The sequence below is a fragment of the Onishia taeanensis genome, assembly GCF_013349955.1.
GTDB classification, from domain to species: domain Bacteria; phylum Pseudomonadota; class Gammaproteobacteria; order Pseudomonadales; family Halomonadaceae; genus Onishia; species Onishia taeanensis_B.
Genome location: NZ_JABVXC010000001.1, coordinates 182,177 through 206,723, shown reverse-complemented (window position 1 = coordinate 206,723; position 24,547 = coordinate 182,177). Strand labels below are relative to the sequence as shown.

Here is a 24,547-nt window from a genome sequence, read left to right as displayed (position 1 = left end):
GCAAGGGAAGTGAGAGGGCGGCGGGTGAGGCCGCGCTCGTGGCAGGCCGAGATAAGGGGTCAGTCGTCGGCGCGGGAGATCCACTGCTGTCGCCAGTGGAAATCCACCGGCCACAGGCGCTGGTCGCCGGCATCGAAGGCTTGCCACAGGCGGTCATAGCGCTCGCCGTTGAGCGGGTGGGTGGCCTCGGGCAGCAGTTCGGCCAGCGGCTTGAGAACGAAGGCATGCTCGGTGATTTCGTCGCGAGGCAGTTCGATGCCGTCATGCTCGCCGGTGAGTGTGCCCACCGTCAGCAGGTCGATATCGAGGGTGCGTGGGCTGAACTTGGCGCTGTTCTTCACTCGGCCATTGGCGAATTCCAGGCGCTTGCACCAGGCCTGCAGCTCGCCCACCGAGGCGTTGCTGTCAAAGGCCGCCACCAGGTTGTAGAAGTTGCGCCCGTCTTCGAAACCCACCGGCTCGCTTTCGAAGACCCGCGACACGGCAAGCTCACCGAAGGAGGCGTGAAGGGCGTCGAGGCAGACCCGGACATGCTGCTCGCGCTCGATATTGCTGCCGATACTGACCGTAACGCGGTTCATGACGCCTCGCCCCGGGTGATGCGCACGCCAACGGCGCTGGCATTGGCCACGGCGCCGGGCTTGCGCACCGTGAGGGTCAGCCAGGCGATGTCGAATTCTTCCCGCAGGGTGGCGGCCAGGCGCTCGGCAAAGGTCTCCACCAGGGCGAAGTCATGCTCGCCGGCGAAGGTCGCGATGCGCTCGCTGATGGCCGCATAGTCGAGTGTCTTGGCGATATCGTCATCGGCCGCGGCAGGGCGAATGTCGGTAGCCAGCTCCAGGTCGAGGACCAGGCGCTGGAGTATGTCGCGCTCCCAGTCGTAGACTCCGATCACGGTGTCTACTTCGAGCGCCTCGATCAGCACGCAATCCATCAATGCATCCCCCACCTGTCGGTCTGTAAGAATTGCCGGCGCTCGATTGTACGTGAGTCCGCGGGCAGAATCATGACTGACCGCGACCTTCAGGAGGACCCACATGTCGCCAAGTCATCTGGCCCTTGTGCTGGGACCGCTGCTGGCGCTGGGCTATCTTAGCGGCAGCGCCTTGGGCGCGCTGGCCGTATGCCGGCTGGCCGGGTTGCGCGACCCGCGCCTGGCCGGCTCGCGCAACCCGGGGTTTTCCAATGTCTTGCGTCTCTATGGACCCCGGCTGGCGCTGGCGACATTGATGCTGGATGCCGCCAAGGGCATGCCGGTGCTGTTCGCCGCCCAGGCGCTGGGACTAACGCCCTGGGCCCAGGGCATGGTGGGGCTTGCCGTGCTGCTGGGCCACAGCTATCCGCCCTGGCACCACTTTCGCGGCGGCAAGGCGGTGGCCAGCGCCTTTGGGGTGTTGCTGGTGCTGGCGCCCGGAGTGGCATTGGTCAGTGCCGTCTGCTGGGTACTGCTTGCCTGGCGGGGGCGTACCGCCTCGGTGGCGTCGCTGGCCAGTGCGACCCTCGCACCGCTGGTCAGCCTGTGGCTGGCGCCGGAGTATGGCGGTGTGATCGTCGTCTTCGCGCTGCTGGTGCTGGTGCGTCACGTGTGGAATATTCAGCGCCTTGGTCGTGGCGGTGAACAGGCGCTATCGGCGGATAGCGCCCGTGACGAGGATTAGAGCCGGTCAGGCTGGGGTGTGCCCGGCCGGCATCAACTGATCCAGCGGCCAGCGCGGCACGGCGCGCATGGCGCTGTCGTCCCGTTCACCGGCCAACAGCCGTTGAGCGCTGGAACCTTAGAGAGCGCGATCATGGCTGTGAGCCGTGATCAGTGCCCGGCTGGCGTCAACTGATCCAGCGGCCAGCGTGGCACCGCCCGCATGGCGCTGTCGTCTCGCTCGCCGGCCAGCAGCCGTTGCGCGCCGGAACCGTTAAGAGCGCAATCATGGAGCTGAATCGTGGTCAGTGCCCGGCCGGCATCAACTGATCCAGCGGCCAGCGCGGCACGGCGCGCATGGCACGGTCGTCCCGTTCACCGGCCAGCAGCCGTTGGGCGCCGGAACCGTTAAGAGCGCAATCATGGAGCTGAATCGTGGTCAGTGCCCGGCCGGCATCAACTGATCCAGCGGCCAGCGCGGCACGGCACGCATGGCACGGTCGTCCCGTTCACCGGCCAGCAGCCGTTGGGCGCCCACATAAGCAATCATCGCGCCGTTATCGGTGCAGAAGCGCCCGCGGGGATAGAAGGCCTTGGCGCCGCGCTTGTCGGTCTCCACGGCCAGGCGCTCGCGAAGCCGAGTGTTGGCGCTGACGCCCCCCGCGACCACCAGGCGCTTCAAGCCGGTGGCATCCAGAGCGCGTCGGCACTTGATCACCAGTGTATCGACCACGGCCTCCTCGAAGGCTCGGGCGACATCGGCGCGGGCCTGATCATCGAGCTGGTCGGCTTCCCTGAGCGAGCGAATCGCGGTCAGGGTATGGGTCTTGAGCCCGGAGAAGCTGAAGTCGAGTCCCGGCCGATCGGTCATCGGGCGCGGAAAGCGAAAGCGCGTCGGGTCACCCAGTTCGGCCAGGCGCGCCACGTTGGGTCCGCCGGGGTACTCGAGGTCCAGCATCTTGGCGGCCTTGTCGAAGGCTTCGCCGGCGGCATCGTCCACCGATTCGCCCAGTAGTTTATAGTCGCCGAGTCCGCGCACCTCGACCAGTTGGGTGTGGCCGCCCGACACCAGCAGAGCAACGAAGGGAAACGCCGGCGGCTCATCTTCGAGCATGGGGGCCAGCAGGTGGCCTTCCATATGATGTACGCCGAGCACCGGGATATTCAGTGCCCGGGCCAGGCCATGGGCCGTGGAGGCACCGACCATCAGGGCGCCAACCAGTCCCGGGCCCGCGGTATAGGCGATGCCGTCGAGCTCGGCACGCGTCATGCCGGCGTCGTTCAGGACGTCCTCGATCAGCGGCAGCAGCTTGCGGGTGTGGTCGCGGGAGGCGAGTTCCGGCACCACGCCGCCGTAATCGGCGTGCATGGCGATCTGGCTGTAGAGAGCGTCGGCGACCAGGCCGCGCTCGGTGTCAAAGAGGGCAACGCCGGTCTCGTCGCAGGATGTCTCGATCCCTAATACGCGCATGGTAAGGCCCCAGGCTCATGGTATCTGGCTAACAGTAAACCACGCATTATACGTGCTTTGGGCGGCATCGGGCACTGGCTGGGCATCAAGGTTTGCAATGTCGTCTGGCCACGACTAGAATACTGTGCGCTGTATGACTGGGTCGTGCGCCCGGGTTCCACCCCGCATCTTGCTTCTTCCTCATGATTCCCTGCGTCGCCCCAAGGCGGCTCGGACGTTATGTTTCAAGCGATGCGATGAGGCTCGAGGCGTGCGTTCAAACCGAACTCATGATTCCAAGGTAGGTGAGTGCTTAATGCCTTCTGTCAAAGTACGTGATAACGAGCCGTTCGACGTCGCGCTGCGTCGCTTCAAGCGTTCCTGCGAAAAAGCCGGTGTTCTGTCCGAAGTGCGTCGTCGCGAGCACTACGAGAAGCCGACCGCCGAGCGCAAGCGCAAGGCTGCTGCCGCCGTCAAGCGTCACGCCAAGAAGCTCCAGCGCGAGCGCAAGCGTTTCGAACGGCTGTATTAATCCGTACTAAGGGCGGCCATGCCGTCCTAGAGGGATGCCAAGCGGCCGCCATACGGTGGCCGTTTGTTTTTCTAGTGGTCGCTTCGGGACGCCCCGTCGCGGGCACTTATCGTCGTTTTTCAGGATGACTCGCGATGGCCATGGGCCAGATCCCGCAACGCTTCATCGATGACCTGCTCGCCCGTGTGGACGTGGTCGAGGTCGTTGGTGAGCGGGTAACGCTCAAGAAGAATGGGCGCAACCACGCGGGGTTATGTCCCTTCCATCAGGAAAAGTCACCCTCTTTCACCGTCAGCCAGGATAAGCAGTTCTATCACTGCTTCGGCTGCGGGGCGCACGGCAACGCGCTGCGCTTCCTGATGGAGTACGACAACCTGCGCTTTCCCGAGGCCGTCGAGCAGTTGGCCGCGCGCCAGGGGTTGGAGGTGCCTCGGGAAGGTGCCGACGACCCTCGTGCTCAGGCTCGGGAACAGAAGCGCAAGGAAGGCGTCAATCTTCTGGAGCTGGCGGCGAGTTTCTTCCGTGAGCGGCTGAAGATGCCCGAGGCCGAGCAGGCCAGGGGATATCTGGAAAGGCGCGACTTATCGCCCGAAGTGCAGGCGGAGTTCGCCATCGGCTATGCCCCCGATGACTGGGAGGCGCTCAAGCGGCACCTCTCCAGCCAGGGTGTCTCGGAGGCGGTGCAGGTCGAGTATGGTCTGCTCGTTCATCGCGAGGATAGCGGCCGCACTTATGATCGCTTTCGTGATCGGGTCGTGTTCCCGATTCGCGATTTCAAGGGGCGTACCATTGCCTTTGGCGGCCGGGTGCTCGGCGACGCCAAGCCCAAGTATCTGAACTCGCCGGAAAGCCCGGTGTTTCACAAGGGCCGCGAGCTCTACGGGCTTTATGAAGCCCGCCAGGCGAATCGCAACCTTGAGCGGGTGCTGATCGTCGAAGGCTATATGGACGTGGTGGCGCTTGCCCAGTTCGGCATTCGCAACGCCGTGGCCACGCTTGGCACCTCGACCAGTGAGGAGCACCTGACACGGCTGTTTCGCATGGTCGGCGAAGTGGTGTTCTGCTTCGATGGTGACCAGGCCGGTCGCCAGGCCGCCAGCCGAGCGCTGGCCACTGTGCTGCCGTTGATGATCGATGGGCGTCAGGCTCGATTCCTGTTCCTGCCCGAGGGCGAGGATCCGGATAGTCTGGTGCGCCGGGAAGGCCCCGACGCTTTTCAGGATAGAGTGACCTGCGCCAGCCCGCTGTCGGAGTTCCTGTTCGAACAGGCCGGCCGCGGACGCGACCTGGCAAGCGTCGAGGATCGTGAGCGTTATGCCAGTCAGGTGCTCAGGGCCATCGAACAGCTGCCGGAGGGTGTGCTGAAGTCGCTGATGTTAAGCGAACTGTCCTCGCGCACCGGCGTCGACCAGGCGCGCTTTACGGCGCTGCTGGCCGCCAAGGCGCCGGCAGAGCCCAATGGCCTGGAGGCGCAGGACGATATGCCCGCCGACGCCTGGAACAGCTCCGATGGGCAGGTAGCCCGAGGGCGCGCGCCCGTCGCTGCAAAGCGCAGCGGCGCCATGAGCCTGATAGCCCGGGCGCTGCAGCTCTTGGTGCATGAACCGACCCTGGTCGACAGACTGCCTGAGTCACTGGATTGGTGTCCCGAGGAAGACGGCGATGGGGCGTTGCTCAAGGCGTTGGTCAAGCTGCTGCGAGCCGGGCGCTATCGCAGCGTGCAAGTGCTACTGGCGCACTTTCATGGCACTCAGGAGGGCGAGCGCCTGGCGCAACTGGCGCGGCGCGAGCTCTTGATGCCGCCGGCGGCGCGGGCGACCGAGCTGGATGGACTGGTGCAGCACTTTTGTCGGGCCCAGTCGCGTCAGACGCCGGAAAGCGAGTACGCGGCCTTGTTGGCCAAGGAAAAGGGCGGGCAGCGGCTGTCGCGGGAAGAGAAGCAGCGCCTGATGGAGTTGCTTATGTCACTCAACCGCTGACGAGCGTCGACACAAATGTGGGGCGGGGTTGAATTGTTGCGTACCAACACCATCTAAGGCTGTATCGCAATGCTCAATCCCGAGCACAACCCAACAACCTAACACACCTGAACGGCACCGCAAACGCAATACTGGCGGAATAGCCCATCTTACCGCTATACTGATCGGCTTTATGGATTTTTTCATGCCTGATCGTTCGGGTGCTTCATTCTTCTTCGTCGAGATAGGGTTTCTATGGCTGGAAATGCGCAGCAGCAGTCACGTCTGAAGGAGTTGATCGCGCGCGGCAAGGAACAGGGTTACCTGACCTATGCCGAGGTCAACGACCACCTTCCTGAGGATATCGCCGACCCGGATCAAGTGGAAGACATCATCGGCATGATCAACGACATGGGTATCAATGTCGTTGAAGAAGCCCCCGATGAAGACACTTTGATGATGGCGGACCACTCCACCGATGAGCACGCGGCCGAAGAGGCAGTGGCGGCATTGGCGGCAGTGGAAAGCGATGTCGGCCGCACCACCGACCCCGTGCGCATGTACATGCGCGAGATGGGCACTGTCGAACTGCTGACCCGCGAAGGCGAGATCAAGATCGCCAAGCGCATCGAGGAAGGCACTCGTGAGGTGATGTCGGCCCTGGCCTACTTGCCGGGTGCGGTCGAGTCCGTCCTCGAGGTCTATGACGGCACGCAGGACGAAGAGGCGCCCGGTCGCCTATCAGACCTGTTCTCCGGCTTCATCGATCCCGATGAGGGCATCCCGGGCGTTGCCGAAGCGGAAGTCGTCGAGGAGCCGGTGAGCGATTCCGCCGACGGCGACGGCGACGAAGATGATGAGGACGCCGAGGAAGAGGAGACCACCAGCGGTCCCGATCCCGAGGAAGCCAAGGCACGCTTCGAGCAGATTCGTGAGCAGAACGCGGCCGTTCAGGCAGCCCTCGAGAAACACGGCCGTGGCTCCAAGCAGGCCAATGCCGAACAGGCGCGTCTCGCCGAGCTGTTCTCGCCGATCAAGCTGGTGCCCAAGCATTTCGAGCGCCTGGTCGGTCAGGTGCGGATCAGCGTCGAGCAGGTCCGTAATCAGGAGAAGGCAATCCTGCAGCTCTTCGTCAAGAAGGGTAAGGTGCCGCGCAAGACCTTCATCAAGTCATTCCCCGGCAATGAGTCGCGCAGCGAATGGCTAGATGAGTTCTTCGAGGCCAATGCGCGCTTCAAGGATCGTCTTGAACCGTTCCGGGGCGACGTCGCCCGCGCGCAGCGCAAGATCGCCTTCGAAGAGGACATGGTCCAGCTGCAGGTGCCGGAACTGAAAGAGGTCAATCGTCGCCTGTCGATCGGTGAGGCCAAGGCACGCCGGGCCAAGAAGGAAATGGTCGAGGCCAACCTGCGTCTGGTGATCTCGATTGCCAAGAAGTATACCAATCGTGGCCTGCAGTTCCTCGACTTGATTCAGGAAGGCAACATCGGCCTGATGAAGGCGGTCGACAAGTTCGAATATCGTCGCGGTTACAAGTTCTCGACCTACGCCACCTGGTGGATTCGTCAGGCGATCACTCGTTCGATCGCTGATCAGGCGCGAACCATCCGTATTCCGGTGCACATGATCGAGACCATCAACAAGCTCAACCGCGTATCGCGGCAGATGCTGCAGGAGATGGGCCGCGAACCGACGCCGGAAGAGCTTGGCGAACGCCTGGAGATGCCCGAGGACAAGGTCCGCAAGGTGCTCAAGATCGCCAAGGAACCGATCTCCATGGAGACGCCGATCGGTGACGATGACGATTCGCACCTGGGTGACTTCATCGAGGACGGCACCATGCTGCTGCCCATCGACTTGGCCACCGGCGAGGGGCTGATCGAGGCAACCCGCAACGTGCTGGGTGGTTTGACCGCTCGCGAGGCCAAGGTACTGCGTATGCGCTTCGGCATCGACATGAACACCGACCACACCCTCGAGGAGGTCGGCAAGCAGTTCGATGTGACCCGTGAGCGTATCCGTCAGATCGAGGCCAAGGCGCTGCGCAAGCTGCGCCACCCCTCGCGCTCCGAGTCGCTGCGCTCCTTCCTCGACGAGTAAGACCCGGGCTGGACGCCGCAGGCGGCCATCTCGCTGCTGGACATGAAAGCGCCCGCAAGCCTCGCTTGCGGGCGCTTTTGCGTGTCTAGCTGGACGTGATCCCGTCCTTGTCCGCGCCCGGTCAGTCGGCGTTGCAGTCCTGTGCGGCCAGCACTCGACGCCGTACCAGTAGGACGAGTTCGATCACCGCAAACAGCAGCAGTGCATAGCCGAGCAGTTCGGTGATTTCCTCCGCGGCATCCTTGAAATGCCGCGTATAGGCGTCGCCAAGGATCGCCATCCACATCTCGCTGCGGCCATAGAGGCGCGAGAACACATAGGTGACCAGGAAACCGGCGGCAAACAGGCCGAACGAGAAGCTATTGGCATAGCCTTCGAACTCGACGAGGAAGGCTGCTCGGCGGCGGATCACCACGAACAGGCTGGGCACTACGATCAGGCTGACGATCACCTGCCAGGCGCCATCGAAGACGTGGGTATCGAGCAGGGCATCCTGCTCGCGGACCAGTGAGGCGCCGAGAAAGGCCATCATCAGCAGGCTGACGGTCGGCAGCTGGCGCCGCCCGAGACGGACGTAGGCCAGCAAGGCGACGCTGGTGGCGAGGAGGGCCGATTGGGCATATTCGGTGAAGCCTTGCTCGGAGAGCCGGATATCCGGCAGATAAAGGACTTCCAGATAGACCCCCTGCACAAGGGCGGCGGTCAGTAGGATATAGAGCAATGCGCGAAGGCAGGTGGCGCCGAAGCCGATGGTATCAGGGGTCATGCGAGCAGCCGATCCTTTGTAGGCGGTACGGAAATACAGCGATTTAGTTAGTTCGCTATTTTATCTCACACAATACTGTCGTGACCACTCGATCTGCGTCCTAGTGGGCTGTCGGCCGCTGCGCCTCCTCGACCAGCCAGTCGTGTACCGCTTTTACCCGCCGGTCATCCAGGGCTCCGGGAACATGGACGATGCCGTAGCGCTTGCCGGTGGCCACCCGTTGGGCGAAGGGGGCGATCAGTGCGCCGGTCTTCAATTCGTTGGTGATCAGGGTCTGGCGGGCGATGGCGACCCCCATGCCGGCGATGGCCGCATCCATGGTCAACTGGTTGCGGTTGAAAGTGTAGCCCCGCCGCACGCTGACGTGGGGGGCGTCGATCTCACGCAGGAAATGCTCCCATTCCGCATAGTCGCTGCTGCCGCGCCAGGCGGTGACGTCATGCAGCAGCGGGTACCAGGCCAGGTCGTCCGGCTTGCGTAGCGGGGGCTTGCCGCGCAACAGGCTCGGTGCGCAGACGGGGAAGATCACCTCGTCCATCAGCGGCGTGATGGCGAGGCCGGGATACTGGCCGTCGTTGAGGTCCAGCGCCAGGTCGAAGTCGCCCTCGCGCAGCGAGATGTTGCTGTCCTCGGCGACCACCTGAAGTTCGATGTCCGGAAAGCGGGCCTGCAGTCGCGGCAGTCGTGGCATCAACCACTTGGCGAGGAAAGATGGCACCGAACGCAGCCTGAGAATGCCGCTCATCACGCCGCTGCGCAGTCGGCGGACCTCGAGCCCCACGGCCTGATAGGCGTCGTCGACCACCAGTGACAGTCGCAGGCCCTCGTCGGTGAGTTCCAGGCGTCGCGGCAGGCGCCGGAACAGCTTGAAGCCGAGCCGTTCTTCGAGCTGCTTGATCTGCTGGCTGACCGCGCCGGTGGTGACGTGCAGTTCCTCGGCGGCACGGGTGAAAGACAGGTGACGGGCGCTGACCGAAAAGACCTTCAGCCAGGCATGGGTCTGCGAGTTGAGTGAGCGGCTCATGGTTTAGTTATTCTAAAGTCGTGGCGAGTATTTCTGGATTGTATCGGGGTCTGCGCCGGCCCACTATAGGTTCATCTGGTCAGGCCGGGAATCGGCTTTAGCCATATTGATCCTAACAGGGCTCCGGCCCCGCGCCATGTTCCACTGCGATGAGGTAAACCATGTCCATCAGCGTCTTCGACCTGTTCAAGATCGGCATCGGGCCGTCGAGCTCCCACACCGTGGGTCCGATGCAGGCCGCTCATGATTTCGTCGAGGAACTGCGGGCCCATGACCTGCTGGAGCGGGTGGCGCGTATCGAAGTACGCTTGTACGGCTCGCTGTCGGCCACCGGCATCGGTCACGGCACCGATCGGGCGGTGATCATGGGGCTGATGGGGGAGCTGCCGAGTAAGATTGACACGACGATTATCGGCCCCTGCATCGAAGAGCTGCTGGAATCTCATACCCTGCTGCTCGACAACCGCTTGGCCATCCCCTTCCTGTGGGGCCGCGACATGCAGCTATTGGATGAATGCCTGCCGCATCACCCCAACGCCATGCGCCTGATCGCTTACGGCCACAGCGACGAGCTGTACTGCAATACTTACTACTCGGTGGGCGGCGGCTTCGTGATCGACGAGGCCCAGGCTCAGGGTGGTTCGCTGGACACCGATATCACGCCGCTGCCCTACGATTTTAATAGTGCCGGTGAACTGCTGGCGCTGTGTCGCATGCATGACATGCGCATCTCGGAGTTGATGCTCGAGAACGAGAAGGCCTGGCGCAGTGAGCAGGATATCCGCGATGGCCTATGGACGATCTGGCAGGCGATGTGCGAGTGCGTGGAGACCGGCTTCGCCAACGAAGGCGTATTGCCCGGTGGGCTCAACGTCAAGCGGCGGGCCGCCTCGTTGCATCGTCGTCTGGTGGCCATGGAGGGCAGTCACAGCCTGATCACCTCGACCTTCTCGGCGATGGACTGGGTCAACGTTTTCGCCCTGGCGGTCAACGAGGAGAACGCCGCCGGCGGGCGCATGGTGACCGCACCCACCAACGGGGCTGCGGGCATCATTCCGGCGGTACTGCACTACTACATGAAGTTTCAGCCCGACGCCTGCGAACGCGACGTGGTCGATTTCCTGCTGGTCGCCGGTGCCGTGGGCATTCTGTGCAAGAAGAATGCCTCGATTTCCGGCGCCGAGGTGGGCTGTCAGGGCGAGGTCGGCTCGGCCTGTGCGATGGCCGCTGCGGGGCTCGCCGAGGTCATGGGCGGCAGCATCGGCCAGGTGGAAAACGCCGCCGAGATCGGCCTCGAGCACAACCTGGGACTGACCTGCGACCCGGTCGGCGGCTTGGTGCAGGTACCCTGCATCGAGCGCAACGCCATCGCCTCGGTGAAGGCCATCAACGCCGCCCAGATGGCCTTGCGCGGCGACGGCGAGCACTTCATCTCGCTGGACAAGGCGATCCGCACCATGCGCGACACCGGCCGCGACATGCAGGACAAGTACAAGGAAACCTCACGCGGCGGCTTGGCCGTCAACGCCATCGAATGCTGAAGCCGGCGGGCTTTGCCCGCTGACGATCAACCCTTTGGGCGCCCGGTGGGGCGCCTTTTTTTGTGTTGCTGCCCGCGCGTTTTCTCGGCCAGCTTGCCACCAGTGCTCCGCTCAGCGGCGCACCGGCATCACCTCATGGATATGCGCGACCAGGTAGTCGACGAACTGGCGTACCTTGGGTGAAAGGTGACGATGGCGCGGATAGACCGCCCACACGGCGGTGTCGCTATGACGAAAGTGGTCGAGTACCGAGACCAGCGTACCGCTGGCGAGGTGCTTGTCGACGTAGTAGTCCGGCAGTTGAGCAAGCCCCAAGCCCTTGAGGCTGGCATCGAGCAGGGCAGGTCCTGAATTGGCCTGCCAGCGGCCGCCGACGCGGACCTCGCGGCGGACGCCGTCGACCTCGAACAGCCATTGGTCCCGGGAGCCGAGCAGGCAGGCATGATTGGCAAGCTCGGCCAATGAGTGCGGCCGGGAGACCTGGGCGAAGTAATCCCGCGAGCCGACCACATACTCGCGGCGCTCGCACAGGCGTCTCGCGATCAGCGTCGAGTCCTTGAGCACGCCCATGCGAATCGCTACGTCAAAGCCCTCATCGATCAGCTCGACCCGGCGATTGGTGAAGTGGAGGTTCACTTCGAGCTGCGGGTGCTGACGCTGAAAGTCGTTGACCAACGGGGCGATGAAACGCTCGCCAAAGGTGGTCGATGAGGTCAGCTTGAGCACGCCCTTGGGGCGGGCGTGAAAGTCATGCACCGCCGCTTCGGCTTCCTGAAAGCCGTCGAACAGGTGGCGGCAGTGCTCGAAGTAGAGGGTTCCCGCATCGGTCAGGTGCAGTTGTCGTGTGGTGCGATAGAGCAGGGTGGTGCCGAGCTGATTCTCGAGCTGGCCGACCAACCGACTGACGTGCGAGGTCGACACCTTGAGCGCTCGCGCCGCGGCGGAAAAACTGCCCAGGCGAACTACCTCGACGAAGGCTTCGATGCGATCCCAGCGTTGCATGTGGTAAACGGCGCTCCCTGATCATTGCTGTGTGACAACAATCTTATGCGGCTTACCCCGTTTATCGCCAGCGGTGCTGTCGCCTAGACTGGTGCCAATCTCCTCGGGCAGGCGTTTTCTGCCCGGCCGTCGAATCTTCCTACATCCTACCGTCAGGAGTCGCCATGAAATCTCGTGCCGCTATCGCACTGGAAGCCGGCAAGCCGCTGGAACTCACCGAAATCGACGTCGAAGGTCCGAAGGCCGGCGAGGTGCTGGTGCGCATGGTCGCTACCAGCGTCTGCCACACCGATGCCTATACGCTGTCCGGCGCCGACCCGGAAGGGCTCTTTCCTTCGGTGCTCGGTCATGAAGGGGCGGGTATCGTCGAGGAAGTCGGTGAGGGCGTGACGGGCCTTGCGCCGGGCGACCACGTCATTCCGCTCTATACCGCCGAGTGCGGCAAGTGCAAGTTCTGCCTCTCCGGCAAGACCAACCTGTGCAGTTCGGTGCGTGCCACCCAGGGCAAGGGCCTGATGCCGGACGGTACCTCGCGCTTCTCCGTGGACGGCAAGTCCCTGCATCATTACATGGGCTGCTCGACCTTTTCCGAGTACACCGTGGTGCCCGAGGTCTCGCTGGCGAAGGTGTCCAAGGAAGCCCCGCTGGACAAGATTTGTCTGCTGGGCTGTGGCGTGACCACCGGCATCGGTGCGGTCATAAACACCGCCAAGGTCGAACCGGGGTCCACCATCGCCGTGTTTGGCCTCGGCGCCATCGGCCTCGCGGTTATCCAGGGCGCTCAGATGGCCAAGGCCAGCCGGATCATCGCCATCGACATCAACCCGGACAAGTTCGAGCTGGCACGCCAGTTCGGCGCGACCGAGTTCATCAACCCGAAGGACTACAGCGATTCCATCCAGCAGGTCATCGTCGAGCTGACCGATGGCGGCGTCGACTACTCCTTCGAGTGTATCGGTAACGTCAACGTCATGCGCTCGGCGCTGGAGTGCTGCCACAAGGGGTGGGGCGAGTCGATCATCATCGGTGTCGCCGGGGCTGGGGAAGAGATCTCCACTCGGCCGTTCCAGTTGGTCACTGGGCGGGTCTGGAAAGGTTCCGCGTTCGGCGGCGTCAAGGGCCGCAGCGAGCTGCCGGGCTATGTCGACCGTTACATGAAGGGGGAGCTCAAGATCGACGAGTTCATCACCCAGGACATGCCGTTCGAGAAGATCAATGAGGCCTTCGAGCTGCTGCATGCCGGCAAGAGCATTCGCAGCGTTCTGCACTATTGAGCGAAGGAGACGCACTCATGAGCATGTCCGAATCCCTGGAACTGGTATCGGCCACCAAGAGCTTCGGCGGCTGGCTAAAGCGCTACAAGCATCACGCGCGGGCCTTGGACTGCGAGATGGTGTTTTCCATCTACCTGCCGCCTCAGGCCGAGAGCGAGCGGGTGCCCTTGATGTGGTGGCTGTCGGGGCTGACCTGTACCGACGAGAACTTCATGCAGAAGGCCGGCGCTCAGCGTTTCGCCGCTGAGCTCGGCATCGCCATCGTCTGCCCGGATACCAGCCCGAGGGGGCTGGATCTGCCCGGCGAGCATGACAGCTACGACTTCGGCAGCGGCGCCGGCTTCTACGTGAACGCTACCCAGGAGCCCTGGGCCAAGCACTATCGCATGTACGACTACGTGGCCGAGGAACTGCCGTCGGTGGTGCGTCAGCACTTCCCGGTCAACGGCCGCGAGTCGATCAGCGGGCACTCCATGGGCGGCCACGGGGCCCTGGTGTTGGCGCTGCGTCGCCCCGGTCAGTACGCGGCCGTGTCGGCATTCGCGCCGGTGGTCAATCCTATCGAATGTTCCTGGGGGCAAAAGGCCTTTAGCCACTATCTGGGCGAGGACAAGCGCGCCTGGACCCAGTATGACGCCTGCGAACTGGTCGCCAAGGGGGCTTCTCGGCAGCCGTTGTTCATCGACCAGGGCGAGGCCGACAACTTCCTCGAGGAACAGCTGATGCCCGAGCGGTTGGAGGCGGCGTGCGAAAAGCGCGACCACCCGCTGACCCTGCGTCGGCATGCTGGCTATGATCACAGCTACTACTTCATCGCCAGCTTTATCGAGGATCACCTGCGCTATCACGCCGAGCGGCTTTACAAGAAACGCTGAGCCTGAGGCGACCGACCACGCCGTCACCTAGGCGGCGTGGGTTCTTTGCAAGTAAGGGCGGAGTGGCATGCATATACTCATGAACGACCCGATTATTGCACTGCACCGGTAGATGTCGCGCGATAGCTAAATTTGACATGCCAGAAAACGACACGCGGGGTACATTTGTAATGTGCATGCCGGATAACGACGCTTTGTCTGTTCTCCCGGCATGCTCGACGCCCTGAATCACACAAGCAAAGACAAGACAGTCAGGGTTCAAGACACAAGCGCCGGAGTACCCAATGACAACCGCTCCCGAGGCCTCACGCACTGCCGCTACTTCTCAAGCTATCGGCTTTTTGTTGCTGGACAATTTCACCCTGATCTCGCTGGCATCTGCCATCGAGCCCTTACGCATGGCTAACCAACTGGCCGGACGTGAGCTTTACCGTTGGTACACCATTAGTCTGGATGGGGCAGTGGTCAAGGCTAGCGACGGTCTATGTGTGACGCCTGATGTGGGCACCCAAACGGCGCTGACGCTGGATACGGTGATCGTATGCGGCGGGGTAGGTCCTCAACGGGCGGTCAAACGCGAGCACCTGAGCTGGCTGCAAGCCCAGGCACGGCTGTCGCGGCGCCTGGCGGCGGTCTGCACCGGTAGCTGGGCGCTGGCCAAGGCGGGCCTGCTCGACGGCTACGAAACCAGCACCCACTGGGAGTGCTTGGCGGCCATGCAAGAAGCCTTTCCCAAGGTCGCGCTCTCCACGCGCTTGTTCTCTATCGACCGCGACCGTGCCACCTCCTCCGGTGGCACCGCGCCCATGGACATGATGCTGACCCTGATCGGCCGCGACCACGGTCGCGAACTGGCGGCGGGTATTTCCGAGATGTTCATTTACGACCGGGTCCGTAATGAGCAGGATCTGCAGCGGGTGCCGCTCAAGCATGTGTTGGGCACCACCCAGCCGAAGCTCTTGGAGATCGTGGCGCTGATGGAGTCCAACCTCGAGGAGCCGATCACCCTTGATGAGCTGGCCAACTACGTGGATGTGTCACGCCGCCAGCTCGAGCGTCTTTTCCAGAAGAACCTTCACTGCTCACCCTCGCGCTACTATCTCAAGCTGCGCCTGACGCGGGCCCGTCAGCTGCTCAAGCAGACACCGATGTCGATCATCGAGGTGGCGTCGGCCTGTGGCTTTGTCTCCACTCCGCACTTCTCCAAATGCTATCGGGAATACTTCGGCATTCCGCCTCGGGACGAGCGCCTGGAGAAGAATAGCGTAGAGATGTTGCCGGTGACCCTGGGTAAGGAGCCGGCGGCCCTGCTGCAGTCGGCTACCTATGAGGAGCGGTCTCTCGAGCCGCCGTCGGCGGCCATGGGCGCCTTGGCCCAGGCTCAGGGCGAGCCCACTTATGCCAGCGTGCGCTTAAAATCATGAGTGAGGCCTGATGCCTGAGTGGGTGCGTCGCACAGCGCGGGTTCTGGGGTTTGCGCTGCTGGGCTGGGTCGGCTTGTCGATCCTGCTGGTGCTGTTGTTCCGGGTGGTGCCGGTGTTCGGCTCCATGGTGATGGTCGAGCGCAAGCTGGAGTCCTGGGTCAGCGGTGAGCCGATCGATATCGACCAGCAATGGCGTCCCTGGGCGGAACTCTCCGACAACGCCAAGGTCGCGGTGATAGCCGCCGAGGACCAACGTTTTCCTGAGCATCACGGTTTCGATTTCCATCAGATCCGCCAAGCCATCGAGTCCAGCCTCAACGGGGGCGGGCTGCGTGGTGCCAGCACCATCAGCCAGCAGACCGCCAAGAACCTCTTTCTGTGGACCGGCCGCAACTGGCTTCGCAAGGGGCTAGAGGCTTGGTTTACCTTGCTCATCGAGACGCTGTGGCCCAAACAGCGCATTCTCGAGGTCTATCTCAACATCGTCGAGTGGGATCGGGGGGTCTTCGGTCTGGAGGCCGCCGCCCAGCACTACTTCGGCGTCAGCGCCGCTCGACTGAATGTCGATCAGGCCAGCCGCCTGGCGGCGATCCTCCCCAATCCCCGCGAGTGGAGCGCCTCGCGCCCTGGCCCCCACACCCAGCGCCGCAGCGCCTGGATTCGTGGTCAGATGCGCAACCTTGGCGGTTCCGCCTACCTCGATCGGCTTTGAGTCGACGCCAATTTCCTGCCATGTCGCGATCGCGACGGTCATGACGCTTTTGGAATTTTCTCGGTCGCTTCCAGGCGCCGAACCCGGTGTGCCGGGGGATATGCTGCCGGCAAGTTCACGCATTATTCCGGAGCCTCGTCATGACCCCCCAAGAGCTGCATCAGGACGCCATCGTCATCGATGGTCTCGTTATCGCCAAATGGAACCGTGAGCTGTTCGAGGACATGCGCAAGGGCGGACTCACCGCGGCCAACTGCACCGTGTCCGTTTGGGAAGGCTTCCAGGCCACCGTCGATAACATCGTCAAGTCCAATGCCCTGATGGCCGAGTGCTCGGATCTGGTGCTTCCGGTACGCACTACCGCCGACATCGCACGGGCCAAGGAGGAAGGCAAGACCGGCGTCATCTATGGCTTCCAGAACGCCCATGCCTTCGAGGACCAGCTTGGCTATGTCGAGATCTTCAAGCAGCTCGGCGTCGGCATCGTGCAGATGTGCTACAACACCCAGAACCTGGTGGGTACCGGCTGCTACGAGCGCGATGGTGGCCTGTCCGGCTTCGGCCGCGAGGTGGTCGCCGAGATGAATCGGGTCGGCATCATGTGCGACCTTTCTCACGTCGGCGAGAACACCTCCCGCGAAGTCATCGAGGCCTCTGAAAAGCCGGTCTGCTACTCGCATTGCCTGCCGTCGGGGCTCAAGGAGCACCCGCGCAACAAGTCTGACGCCGAACTGCGCTTCATCGCCGAGCACGGCGGTTTCGTCGGCGTGACCATGTTTACTCCCTTCCTGCGTGCCGGCGTCGACGCCACCGTCGACGACTATGTCGAGGCCATCGAGTACGTGATGAACATCGTCGGCGAAGATGCCATCGGCATCGGCACCGACTTCACCCAGGGCCAGGGTCACGACTTCTTCGAGTGGCTGACCCACGACAAGGGCTATGCCCGTCGCCTGACTCGCTTCGGCAAGATCATCAATCCCGAGGGTATCCGCACCATCGGCGAGTTCCCGAACCTCACTGAGGCGCTTTTGCGGCGCGGCATGAGCGAGCATCAGGTGCGCAAGATCATGGGCGAGAACTGGGTGCGCACCCTCAAGGACGTCTGGGGCGCCTGACGGCCAGCTACGAGCCGTGGGCTAAGCGCTGCGAGCCATTATGCCGCCCGCAGCCCGCAGCCCGCAGCCCGCAGCCCGCAGCCCGCAGCCCGCAGCCCGCAGCCCGCAGCCCGCAGCCCGCAGCCCGCAGCCCGAAGCCCGAAGCCCGAAGCCCGAAGCCCGAAGCCCGAAGCCCGAAGCCCGAAGCCCGAAGCCCGAAGCCCCATAACAATCAACAAGATTCTAGGAATACGATCGTGACCAAGATGGCCCCCGCACTGCCCATTGAAGTGGATGCCGACACCGGTGTCTGGACCACCGACGCTTTGCCCATGCTGTATGTGCCGCGTCACTTCTTTATCAACAACCACATCGCCGTGGAAGAGGCGCTGGGCGCGGAGAAGTACGCCGAGATTCTTTACGCTGCCGGCTACAAGAGCGCCTGGCACTGGTGCGAGAAAGAGGCCGAGTGCCACGGTCTCGAGGGTGTGGACGTCTTCGAACACTACATGAAGCGCCTCTCTCAGCGTGGCTGGGGACTCTTCATCGTGGATGCCATCGACCTCGACGCCGGTACCTGCCGCGTTCGCCTGGAGCACAGCGCCTTCGTTTACCAGATGGGCAAGGTCGGCCGGAAGATCGAATACATGTTCACCGGCTGGTTCGCCGGTGCCATGGATCAGATTCTTGCCGCGCGTGGCAGCGACTTGCGCACCGTCGCCGAACAAACCCAGAGCGGCGCCGAGGAAGGATGCGACGTCGGGATCTTCGTGACCCGTCCGCTCGACTCTCTCGACGACAATCCGCAGGGCTGAGGAGGTTCTCCCATGGCATTCGACGCGATCTTCCAACCGATCCAGATCGGCAACCTGACCATCCGCAACCGCGTGGTCAGCACCGCCCACGCCGAGGTGCATGCCACCGATGGCGGCATGACCACCGACCGCTACGTCAAGTACTACGAGGAAAAGGCCAAGGGTGGTTGCGGCCTGTGTATCTGTGGCGGCTCCTCGGTGGTTTCCATCGACAGCCCCCAGGGCTGGTGGAGTTCGGTGAACCTGTCCACCGACCGGATCATCCCGCACTTCCAGAATCTCGCCGACGCGGTGCACAAGCACGGCGGCAAGATCATGATCCAGATTACCCATATGGGCCGCCGCTCGCGCTGGGACGGCTTCGACTGGCCGACCCTGGTCTCACCCTCCGGCATTCGCGAGCCCGTCCACCGCTCGACCTGCAAGACCATCGAGGAAGAGGAAATCTGGCGCATCATCGGCGACTTCGCCCAGGCCGCGCGCCGGGCGAAGGCAGGCGGCCTGGATGGCGTCGAGCTGTCTGCCGTGCACCAGCACCTGATCGACCAGTTCTGGAGCCCGCGCGTCAACAAGCGGACCGACCAGTGGGGTGGCAGCTTCGAGAACCGTATGCGCTTCGGTATGGAAGTGCTCAAGGCCGTGCGCGCCGAAGTCGGCGACGACTTCGTGGTCGGCATGCGTATCTGCGGCGACGAGTTTCACCCGGACGGCCTGTCGCATGACGACATGAAGCAGATCGCCGCCTACTACGATGCCACCGGCAAGGTGGACTTCTTCGGCGTGGTGGGGTCGGGCTGCGATACCCACGACACCCTGGCCAACGTCATCCCCAACATGGCCTATCCGCCGGAGCCCTTCCTGCACCTGGCAGCGGGCATCAAGGAAGTGGTCAAGGCGCCGGTCATCCACGCCCAGAACATCAAGGATCCCAACCAGGCCGAGCGTATCCTCGAGGGCGGCTATGTGGACCTGGTCGGCATGACCCGAGCCCATATCGCCGATCCGCACCTGATCGCCAAGATCAAGATGGACCAGGTCGATCAGATCAAGCAGTGCGTCGGCGCCAACTACTGCATCGATCGTCAGTATCAGGGGCTCGACGTGCTGTGCATCCAGAACGCTGCCACCTCGCGCGAGTACCTGGGGCTGCCGCATATCATCGAGCAGACCGAAGGCAAGCAGCGCAAGGTCGTGGTGGTCGGCGGTGGCCCCGGCGGCATGGAAGCGGCCCGTGTAGCCGCCGAGCGGGGCCATGAGGTGATCCTGTTCGAGGCGGCAGATCAGCTTGGCGGGCAGATCACCATCGCTTCCAAGGCGCCCCAGCGCGACCAGATTGCCGGCATCACTCGCTGGTTCCAGCTCGAGTTGGACCGTCTCAAGGTCGATCAGCGCCTGGGCACCCGTGCCGACGAGGCGACTATCCTCGATTTGCGTCCCGACATCGTGGTGCTGGCCACGGGAGGGCGGCCCTACCTCGAACAGCACGAGGAGTGGGGCTATGCGGAAAACGCCGAGGAGAGCCTGGTGGTCAGCACCTGGGACATCCTCAACGGCAAGGTCGAGCCGGGCAAGAACGTGTTGATTTACGATGCGCTGTGCGAGTTTTCGGGCATGTCGGCGGCGGACTACCTGGCCGATAAAGGGGCCAAGGTCGAGATCGTCACCGACGACATCAAACCCGGAGCGGCGGTGGGCGGTACCACCTTCCCGACCTATTACCGCAGCCTCTATCAGAAGGAGGTGATCATGACCTCCGACATGATGCTCCACAAGGTCTACCGGGAGGGCGATTCGCTGGTTGCGGTGCTCGAGAACGAGTACACCGGCACCCAGGAGGAGCGCGTGGTCGACCAGGTGGTGGTCGAGAACGGCGTACGCCCCGACGAGGCGCTCTACTACGCGCTCAAGGATCGGTCCCGCAACAAGGGGCAGGTGGATCTCGAGGCCCTCTACGCCATCAAGCCGCAGCCTTGCCTGATTGAAGATAACGCTCAGCAAGGTGAGGGGCCGCTGCTGTTCCGGCTCGGTGACTGCACCGCACCGCGTAACACCCATGCGGCGATCTACGACGCGCTACGTCTCTGCAAGGACTTTTAACCCCTAGCTGGAAGCCTGAAGCTTGAAGCTGGAAGGAAAACCCGCGCTTTTCGCCCTTTCTTCCAGCTTCCGGCTTTCAGCTTCCAGCTCGCCGATGAGGTGAGCGAGATGCTCGATACCTTACTTCCGATCCTGATCTTCGCCTCCCTGGCGCTGGCGGTGATTGGCGCCTGGCGGCGTGTGCGTCTGTGGCGCCAGGGGCGCTCCGCCCCGGTCGACCTGCTCAAGGGACTCGCCGCCATGCCGCGGCGCTATCTGGTGGATCTTCACCATGTGGTCGCCCGCGACAAGGTGATGTCTAACACTCACGTGGCCACCGCCGGCGGCTTCGTCGCCGCCGCCGTGCTGATGGTGCTGGTACACGGGCTTGGCCTGGCCGAAGGCGTGCTCGGCTGGGTGCTGCTCGCCGCCAGTGCCACCATGTTCGTTGGCAGCTGCTTCGTGGCTCGCCGCCGTCGCAATCCGCCGGCCCGGCTCTCCAAGGGTCCGTGGATGCGCCTGCCCAAGAGCCTGATGGCCTTCTCGCTGAGCATCTTCGCCATTACCCTGCCCGCCGTGGGGCTGCTGCCTGACGGCTTTGTCGAAGGGAGCGGTAGCTGGGTCCTGGCGCTGGCGCTCTGCGCCGTGCTGGTCTGGGGCCTGGGTGAGATGGTGTTCGGCATGACCTGGGGCGGGCCGATGAAGCATGCCTTCGCCGGGGCTCTGCATCTGGCCTTCCACCGCCGCCCCGAACGGTTTTCCACGAAAGGCGGCGAAGGCAATCGGTCCACCGGGCTCAAGGCCTTGAACCTCGATGATCGGCAGGCCCCGCTCGGGGTGGAAACGCCTAGCGATTTCACCTGGAATCAGCTGCTCGGCTTCGATGCCTGCGTGCAGTGCGGTCGCTGCGAAGCCGTGTGTCCTGCCTTCGCCGCTGGCCAGCCGCTCAATCCCAAGAAGCTGATTCAGGACATGGTCGTCGGCATGGCCGGCGGCAGCGACGCCCACTATGCCGGCAGCCCCCACCCCTCACAAGCGCTTGGGGGCAAGCCGGTGGGCGAGCATCGCGGCAGTCCCGATGGGCCCATCGTGGCTCGCGAGGGCAAGGCCCTGGTGGATGCCGACACCCTGTGGTCCTGCACCACCTGTCGCGCCTGTGTCGAGGAGTGCCCGATGATGATCGAGCATGTCGATGCCATCGTCGATATGCGCCGCTTCTTGACGCTGGAGCATGGCAATACCCCCAACAAGGGGGCCGAGGTGCTCGATAACCTGATCGCCACCGACAATCCCGGCGGCTTCGACCCTGGCGCACGGATGCATTGGGCCGCCGATCTGGAATTGCCGTTGATGCGGGACCGCCAGCAGGCAGACGTGCTGCTTTGGCTGGGCGACGGTGCCTATGACATGCGCAACCAGCGCACCCTGCGCGCCTTGGTCAAGGTGCTGCGCGCCGCCGACGTCGACTTCGCGGTGCTCGGCAACGAGGAGCGCGATAGCGGCGATGTGGCCCGTCGCCTGGGCGACGAAGCCACCTTCCAGAGCCTGGCCAAGCGCAACATCGCTACCCTGTCGCAGTACCGCTTCCAGCGCATCCTGACCTGCGACCCGCACAGCTTCCACGTGCTCGGCAACGAGTACGGTGAGTTGGGCGGGCACTATGCGGTATGTCACCACAGCACCTATATCGCCGAGCTGTACGATGCCGGTCGTCTGCACTTCAAGCCCTGGAAGGGCGGTAGCGTGACCTATCATGATCCCTGCTATCTCGGCCGCTACAACGGCGAGTTCGAAGCGCCGCGCAACGTGCTGCGCGCCTTGGGCATCGAGGTCGCCGAGATGGAGCGCTCCGGATTCCGCTCGCGCTGCTGCGGCGGTGGCGGCGGGGCGCCGATCACCGACATTCCCGGCAAGCAGCGGATTCCCGATATGCGCATGGGCGACGTCCGCGAGACGGGGGCCGAGCTGGTGGCGGTGGGTTGCCCGCAATGTACCGCCATGCTCGAAGGCGTGGTTGACGCCAGCGCCGAGGTCCGCGATATCGCTGAGCTCGTGGCCGATGCGCTGATCGCGGCGCCGGCGAGCACCGGCGAGCGCTCCCAGACACAAGAGGCTCAGGCCGCGGAGGTGTTGTGATGAGCGAGATATTGCGTCGAGACCCCCGCAAGGAATGGATTGCCCGTAACCGGCTGCATCCGCAGCACCTCGAAGTGCTGGCTGAACTGGGCAGAAGTGCCGGCCAAGGAGCGGCCAGCGAGTGGGTCGGCCCCCATGGCCTGGTGCGCAGGAATCCTCATGTCGTGGGTTTCATGGGCCCCAATGGCCTCAAGCGCATCGACCGCAGCGGCGTCCAGCAGGGCGCCGGTGGCGGCCGGGCCGCCAAGGCGGCCGCCCAGAGCAAGCCGCTGGTCGAGATCGAGTCGCCGGCCTTCCTGGTGACGGTGGTGCCGGATATGGCCGGCGGACGCCTGACCGGGCATGACCGAGACTTGTTGGGCCTGGCTCGTCAGCTGGCCGATGCCGATCCGGCCGCCCCCGGTGCGGTGCTGGCGGTGATCTTTGGTGATCACAAGGAAGACGGCTTCGCCGAGGCGGGCATCGACCGCCTGCTGCATCTGGACGGTCCCGAGGTCGAAGGCTTTGCCCCGGAGGCTCGGCTCGGCGCCCTGGTCGCCGTGGAGAACGCCTGGACCCCGCGCCACTGGCTGATACCGGATTCCAAACTGGGTGGTGCCGATCTGGGGCGCCGTCTGGCGGCACGCCTTGGCGAGCGTCCGGCCACAGGCGTGTGGCAGTTAGAGGCCAGCGACGAGGCCGATCTCGGCTGGAGCTGTACCGCCCGGGGCGCAGCCGGCAGTCTGGACATTCAGCGACCGCTGCCGCGCTTCGCGCTGGCACTGGCCGAGTGTGCCGAGCCGGTCAGCGACACGCGCCATGCGGCCAGCGAGCTGACACTGCCCCAGGCGCTGCCTGCCCGGCTTTCGCGCATCGAGGATCTTGGCCAGGTGGCGGTGGATCCGGCGGGTGTGGCGCTGTCCGAGGCCGAGTTTATTCTCTCGGCCGGCAACGGCGTGCGTGACTGGGACGGTTTCCATCATGCCGCCGAGGTGCTGGGCGCCACCGAAGGGGCTTCCCGGGTGGCGGTGGACGACGGCTTCATGGCCCGCAACCGCCAGGTCGGCGCCACCGGCACCTGGGTCACCGCGCGGGTCTACGTGGCGGTGGGCATCAGCGGGGCCATTCAGCATCTCCAGGGCATTCAGAGCTGCGACAAGGTGGTGGCCATCAACATGGATCCCGGCTGCGATATGATCAAGCGCGCCGATCTGGCGGTCATCGGCGACTCGGCGAAGGTGCTCGAAGCCCTGGTGGCGCTGGTGGAGCAGGCAAGGGAGGAGAAGCGCAATGCAGCCTGATACTCACGCAATAGAGGGGCTCGCGGTAACCGTACTGGTCTCCGTGGGGCGCCATCCGGTGACCGGCCGAAGCCGGCGCGCCGACCAGGATGCCCGTGGGGTAGAGTTGGCGCGTAGCTTGCCCGGTGCCGATATCGGATTGCTCCACGCCGGCAGGCTGGATGCAGGCAACGAGGCAGCGCTGCGCGGCTATCTCGGCATGGGCTTCGATGCCCTGACCCTGATCGAGCAGCCCGAGAACAGCGATGCACTGCCTGCCTTGGCCGAGGCCCTGAAGGCAGCACCGCCGCAGTTGGTGATCACTGGTGAGCGGGCCGAGCAGGGCGAGGGTTCGGGTCTCTTGCCTTACTTGCTGGCCGAGCGCCTGGGCTGGCCGTTGGTCAGTGGCCTGGCGGCCGTCGAAGACGTCTCAGCTGGCGTCGCCACGGTGTTGCAGGCGCTGCCGAGAGGCCAGCGCCGGCGTCTCAAGGTGCGCCTGCCGGCTATCCTGACCGTCGATGCCGCCGCACCGGCGCCGCGCCAGAGCGCCTTTGGTCCCGCGCAACGGGGCCGACTGGAGGTTAACGAGGCGCCGGTAGCGGCCGACGTCGAGTTGGCCGAGTGGCAGTTCAATCCCGCTCGCAAGCGGCCCAAGCGGTTGAAGATCGTCAAGGCCGCCTCGGCCCGCGACCGCTTCAAGGCCGCCGCCGCCAAGGCCGAAGGAGGTGGTGGCCAGGTACTCACCGACGTCACCGCGGAGCAGGGCGCCGAGGCGGTCTATAAGCTGCTGAAGGAAGAAGGCGTGCTGCGCTAGGTAGGCGCCTCTGTCTAGCCGCACCCTATGCGCAGCGGGCAGGCGCTGGCAGACGT

21 protein-coding genes are annotated in these 24,547 nt (G+C 64.0%); 15 read left to right on the top strand and 6 right to left on the bottom strand.

The features are described 5' to 3' along the window. Positions 1 to 59: 59 nt before the first annotated feature. The gene (folK, locus tag HUS66_RS00905) at positions 60 to 581 is read right to left on the bottom strand and encodes a 2-amino-4-hydroxy-6-hydroxymethyldihydropteridine diphosphokinase (RefSeq protein WP_175069114.1); all 522 of its coding nucleotides are present in this window, start codon (positions 579 to 581) and stop codon (positions 60 to 62) included. Further along, positions 578 to 934: a dihydroneopterin aldolase gene (folB, locus tag HUS66_RS00900; protein ID WP_175069113.1), complete on the bottom strand. Its 357-nt coding sequence runs from the start codon at positions 932 to 934 to the stop codon at positions 578 to 580. The genes folK and folB overlap by 4 nt, the downstream gene beginning before the upstream one ends. Positions 935 to 1,037: 103 nt before the next feature. On the opposite strand from folB, the gene plsY reads away from it, so the two are divergent. Then, complete coding sequence (gene plsY / locus HUS66_RS00895; protein ID WP_175069112.1) at positions 1,038 to 1,658, top strand: glycerol-3-phosphate 1-O-acyltransferase PlsY; 621 nt, start codon at positions 1,038 to 1,040, stop codon at positions 1,656 to 1,658. A 417-nt stretch (positions 1,659 to 2,075) separates the two neighbouring features. Here the strand turns inward: plsY and tsaD are convergent, their stop codons facing one another. Beyond that, positions 2,076 to 3,107: a tRNA (adenosine(37)-N6)-threonylcarbamoyltransferase complex transferase subunit TsaD gene (gene tsaD, locus HUS66_RS00890; protein ID WP_175069111.1), complete on the bottom strand. Its 1,032-nt coding sequence runs from the start codon at positions 3,105 to 3,107 to the stop codon at positions 2,076 to 2,078. Between the two features lie 295 nt (positions 3,108 to 3,402). On the opposite strand from tsaD, the gene rpsU reads away from it, so the two are divergent. The 3 genes from rpsU to rpoD all read left to right on the top strand — a co-directional run bounded on the left by rpsU (position 3,403) and on the right by rpoD (position 7,676). Next, positions 3,403 to 3,618 carry a 30S ribosomal protein S21 gene (gene rpsU, locus HUS66_RS00885; RefSeq protein WP_016416934.1) on the top strand — a complete coding sequence of 72 codons (216 nt, stop codon included), beginning with the start codon at positions 3,403 to 3,405 and terminating at the stop codon, positions 3,616 to 3,618. A 134-nt stretch (positions 3,619 to 3,752) separates the two neighbouring features. Next, the gene (gene dnaG / locus HUS66_RS00880) at positions 3,753 to 5,597 is read left to right on the top strand and encodes a DNA primase (protein WP_254628638.1); all 1,845 of its coding nucleotides are present in this window, start codon (positions 3,753 to 3,755) and stop codon (positions 5,595 to 5,597) included. Between the two features lie 234 nt (positions 5,598 to 5,831). Further along, a complete protein-coding gene (rpoD, locus tag HUS66_RS00875) occupies positions 5,832 to 7,676 on the top strand; it encodes an RNA polymerase sigma factor RpoD (RefSeq protein ID WP_175069110.1) in 1,845 nt (614 codons plus the stop codon). Between the two features lie 121 nt (positions 7,677 to 7,797). On the opposite strand, the gene HUS66_RS00870 is transcribed toward rpoD, so the two are convergent. Both HUS66_RS00870 and HUS66_RS00865 read right to left on the bottom strand, forming a co-directional pair. Further along, on the bottom strand, positions 7,798 to 8,442 hold the full coding sequence (locus tag HUS66_RS00870) for a hypothetical protein (protein WP_175069109.1): 645 nt from the start codon (positions 8,440 to 8,442) through the stop codon (positions 7,798 to 7,800). Between the two features lie 100 nt (positions 8,443 to 8,542). Then, entirely contained in the window at positions 8,543 to 9,466 is a 924-nt protein-coding gene (locus HUS66_RS00865) for a LysR substrate-binding domain-containing protein (protein WP_175069108.1), read from the bottom strand. Positions 9,467 to 9,627: 161 nt separating this feature from the next. Between HUS66_RS00865 and HUS66_RS00860 the strand changes: the two genes are divergently transcribed. Further along, positions 9,628 to 11,007, top strand: coding sequence for an L-serine ammonia-lyase (locus tag HUS66_RS00860; protein ID WP_175069107.1), 1,380 nt, complete (start codon positions 9,628 to 9,630; stop codon positions 11,005 to 11,007). A gap of 111 nt (positions 11,008 to 11,118) precedes the next feature. On the opposite strand, the gene HUS66_RS00855 is transcribed toward HUS66_RS00860, so the two are convergent. Then, entirely contained in the window at positions 11,119 to 12,009 is an 891-nt protein-coding gene (locus HUS66_RS00855; protein ID WP_175069106.1) for a LysR family transcriptional regulator, read from the bottom strand. A 164-nt stretch (positions 12,010 to 12,173) separates the two neighbouring features. On the opposite strand from HUS66_RS00855, the gene HUS66_RS00850 reads away from it, so the two are divergent. The 10 genes from HUS66_RS00850 (at position 12,174) to HUS66_RS00805 (ending at position 24,491) form a co-directional block, all read left to right on the top strand. Next, the gene (locus HUS66_RS00850) at positions 12,174 to 13,283 is read left to right on the top strand and encodes an S-(hydroxymethyl)glutathione dehydrogenase/class III alcohol dehydrogenase (protein WP_175069105.1); all 1,110 of its coding nucleotides are present in this window, start codon (positions 12,174 to 12,176) and stop codon (positions 13,281 to 13,283) included. A gap of 17 nt (positions 13,284 to 13,300) precedes the next feature. Beyond that, positions 13,301 to 14,158, top strand: coding sequence for an S-formylglutathione hydrolase (gene fghA / locus HUS66_RS00845; protein WP_175069104.1), 858 nt, complete (start codon positions 13,301 to 13,303; stop codon positions 14,156 to 14,158). Between the two features lie 284 nt (positions 14,159 to 14,442). Continuing rightward, the gene (locus tag HUS66_RS00840; RefSeq protein WP_175069103.1) at positions 14,443 to 15,582 is read left to right on the top strand and encodes a GlxA family transcriptional regulator; all 1,140 of its coding nucleotides are present in this window, start codon (positions 14,443 to 14,445) and stop codon (positions 15,580 to 15,582) included. Positions 15,583 to 15,592: 10 nt separating this feature from the next. Continuing rightward, positions 15,593 to 16,294, top strand: coding sequence for a monofunctional biosynthetic peptidoglycan transglycosylase (gene mtgA, locus HUS66_RS00835; protein WP_175069102.1), 702 nt, complete (start codon positions 15,593 to 15,595; stop codon positions 16,292 to 16,294). A gap of 140 nt (positions 16,295 to 16,434) precedes the next feature. Further along, positions 16,435 to 17,412, top strand: a complete 978-nt coding sequence (locus HUS66_RS00830) for a dipeptidase (RefSeq protein WP_175069101.1) — start codon at positions 16,435 to 16,437, stop codon at positions 17,410 to 17,412. A gap of 236 nt (positions 17,413 to 17,648) precedes the next feature. After that, positions 17,649 to 18,206, top strand: a complete 558-nt coding sequence (locus HUS66_RS00825; protein WP_175069100.1) for a DUF5943 domain-containing protein — start codon at positions 17,649 to 17,651, stop codon at positions 18,204 to 18,206. 12 nt (positions 18,207 to 18,218) lie between these two features. Next, on the top strand, positions 18,219 to 20,303 hold the full coding sequence (dgcA, locus tag HUS66_RS00820) for a dimethylglycine demethylation protein DgcA (RefSeq protein ID WP_175069099.1): 2,085 nt from the start codon (positions 18,219 to 18,221) through the stop codon (positions 20,301 to 20,303). 108 nt (positions 20,304 to 20,411) lie between these two features. Beyond that, complete coding sequence (locus tag HUS66_RS00815; RefSeq protein WP_175069098.1) at positions 20,412 to 22,418, top strand: (Fe-S)-binding protein; 2,007 nt, start codon at positions 20,412 to 20,414, stop codon at positions 22,416 to 22,418. Then, positions 22,418 to 23,698, top strand: coding sequence for an electron transfer flavoprotein subunit alpha/FixB family protein (locus HUS66_RS00810; RefSeq protein ID WP_175069097.1), 1,281 nt, complete (start codon positions 22,418 to 22,420; stop codon positions 23,696 to 23,698). The genes HUS66_RS00815 and HUS66_RS00810 overlap by 1 nt, the downstream gene beginning before the upstream one ends. Beyond that, the gene (locus HUS66_RS00805; protein ID WP_175069096.1) at positions 23,688 to 24,491 is read left to right on the top strand and encodes an electron transfer flavoprotein subunit beta; all 804 of its coding nucleotides are present in this window, start codon (positions 23,688 to 23,690) and stop codon (positions 24,489 to 24,491) included. Before HUS66_RS00810 ends, HUS66_RS00805 begins: the two co-directional genes overlap by 11 nt. The last annotated feature ends 56 nt before the right edge of the window (positions 24,492 to 24,547 follow it).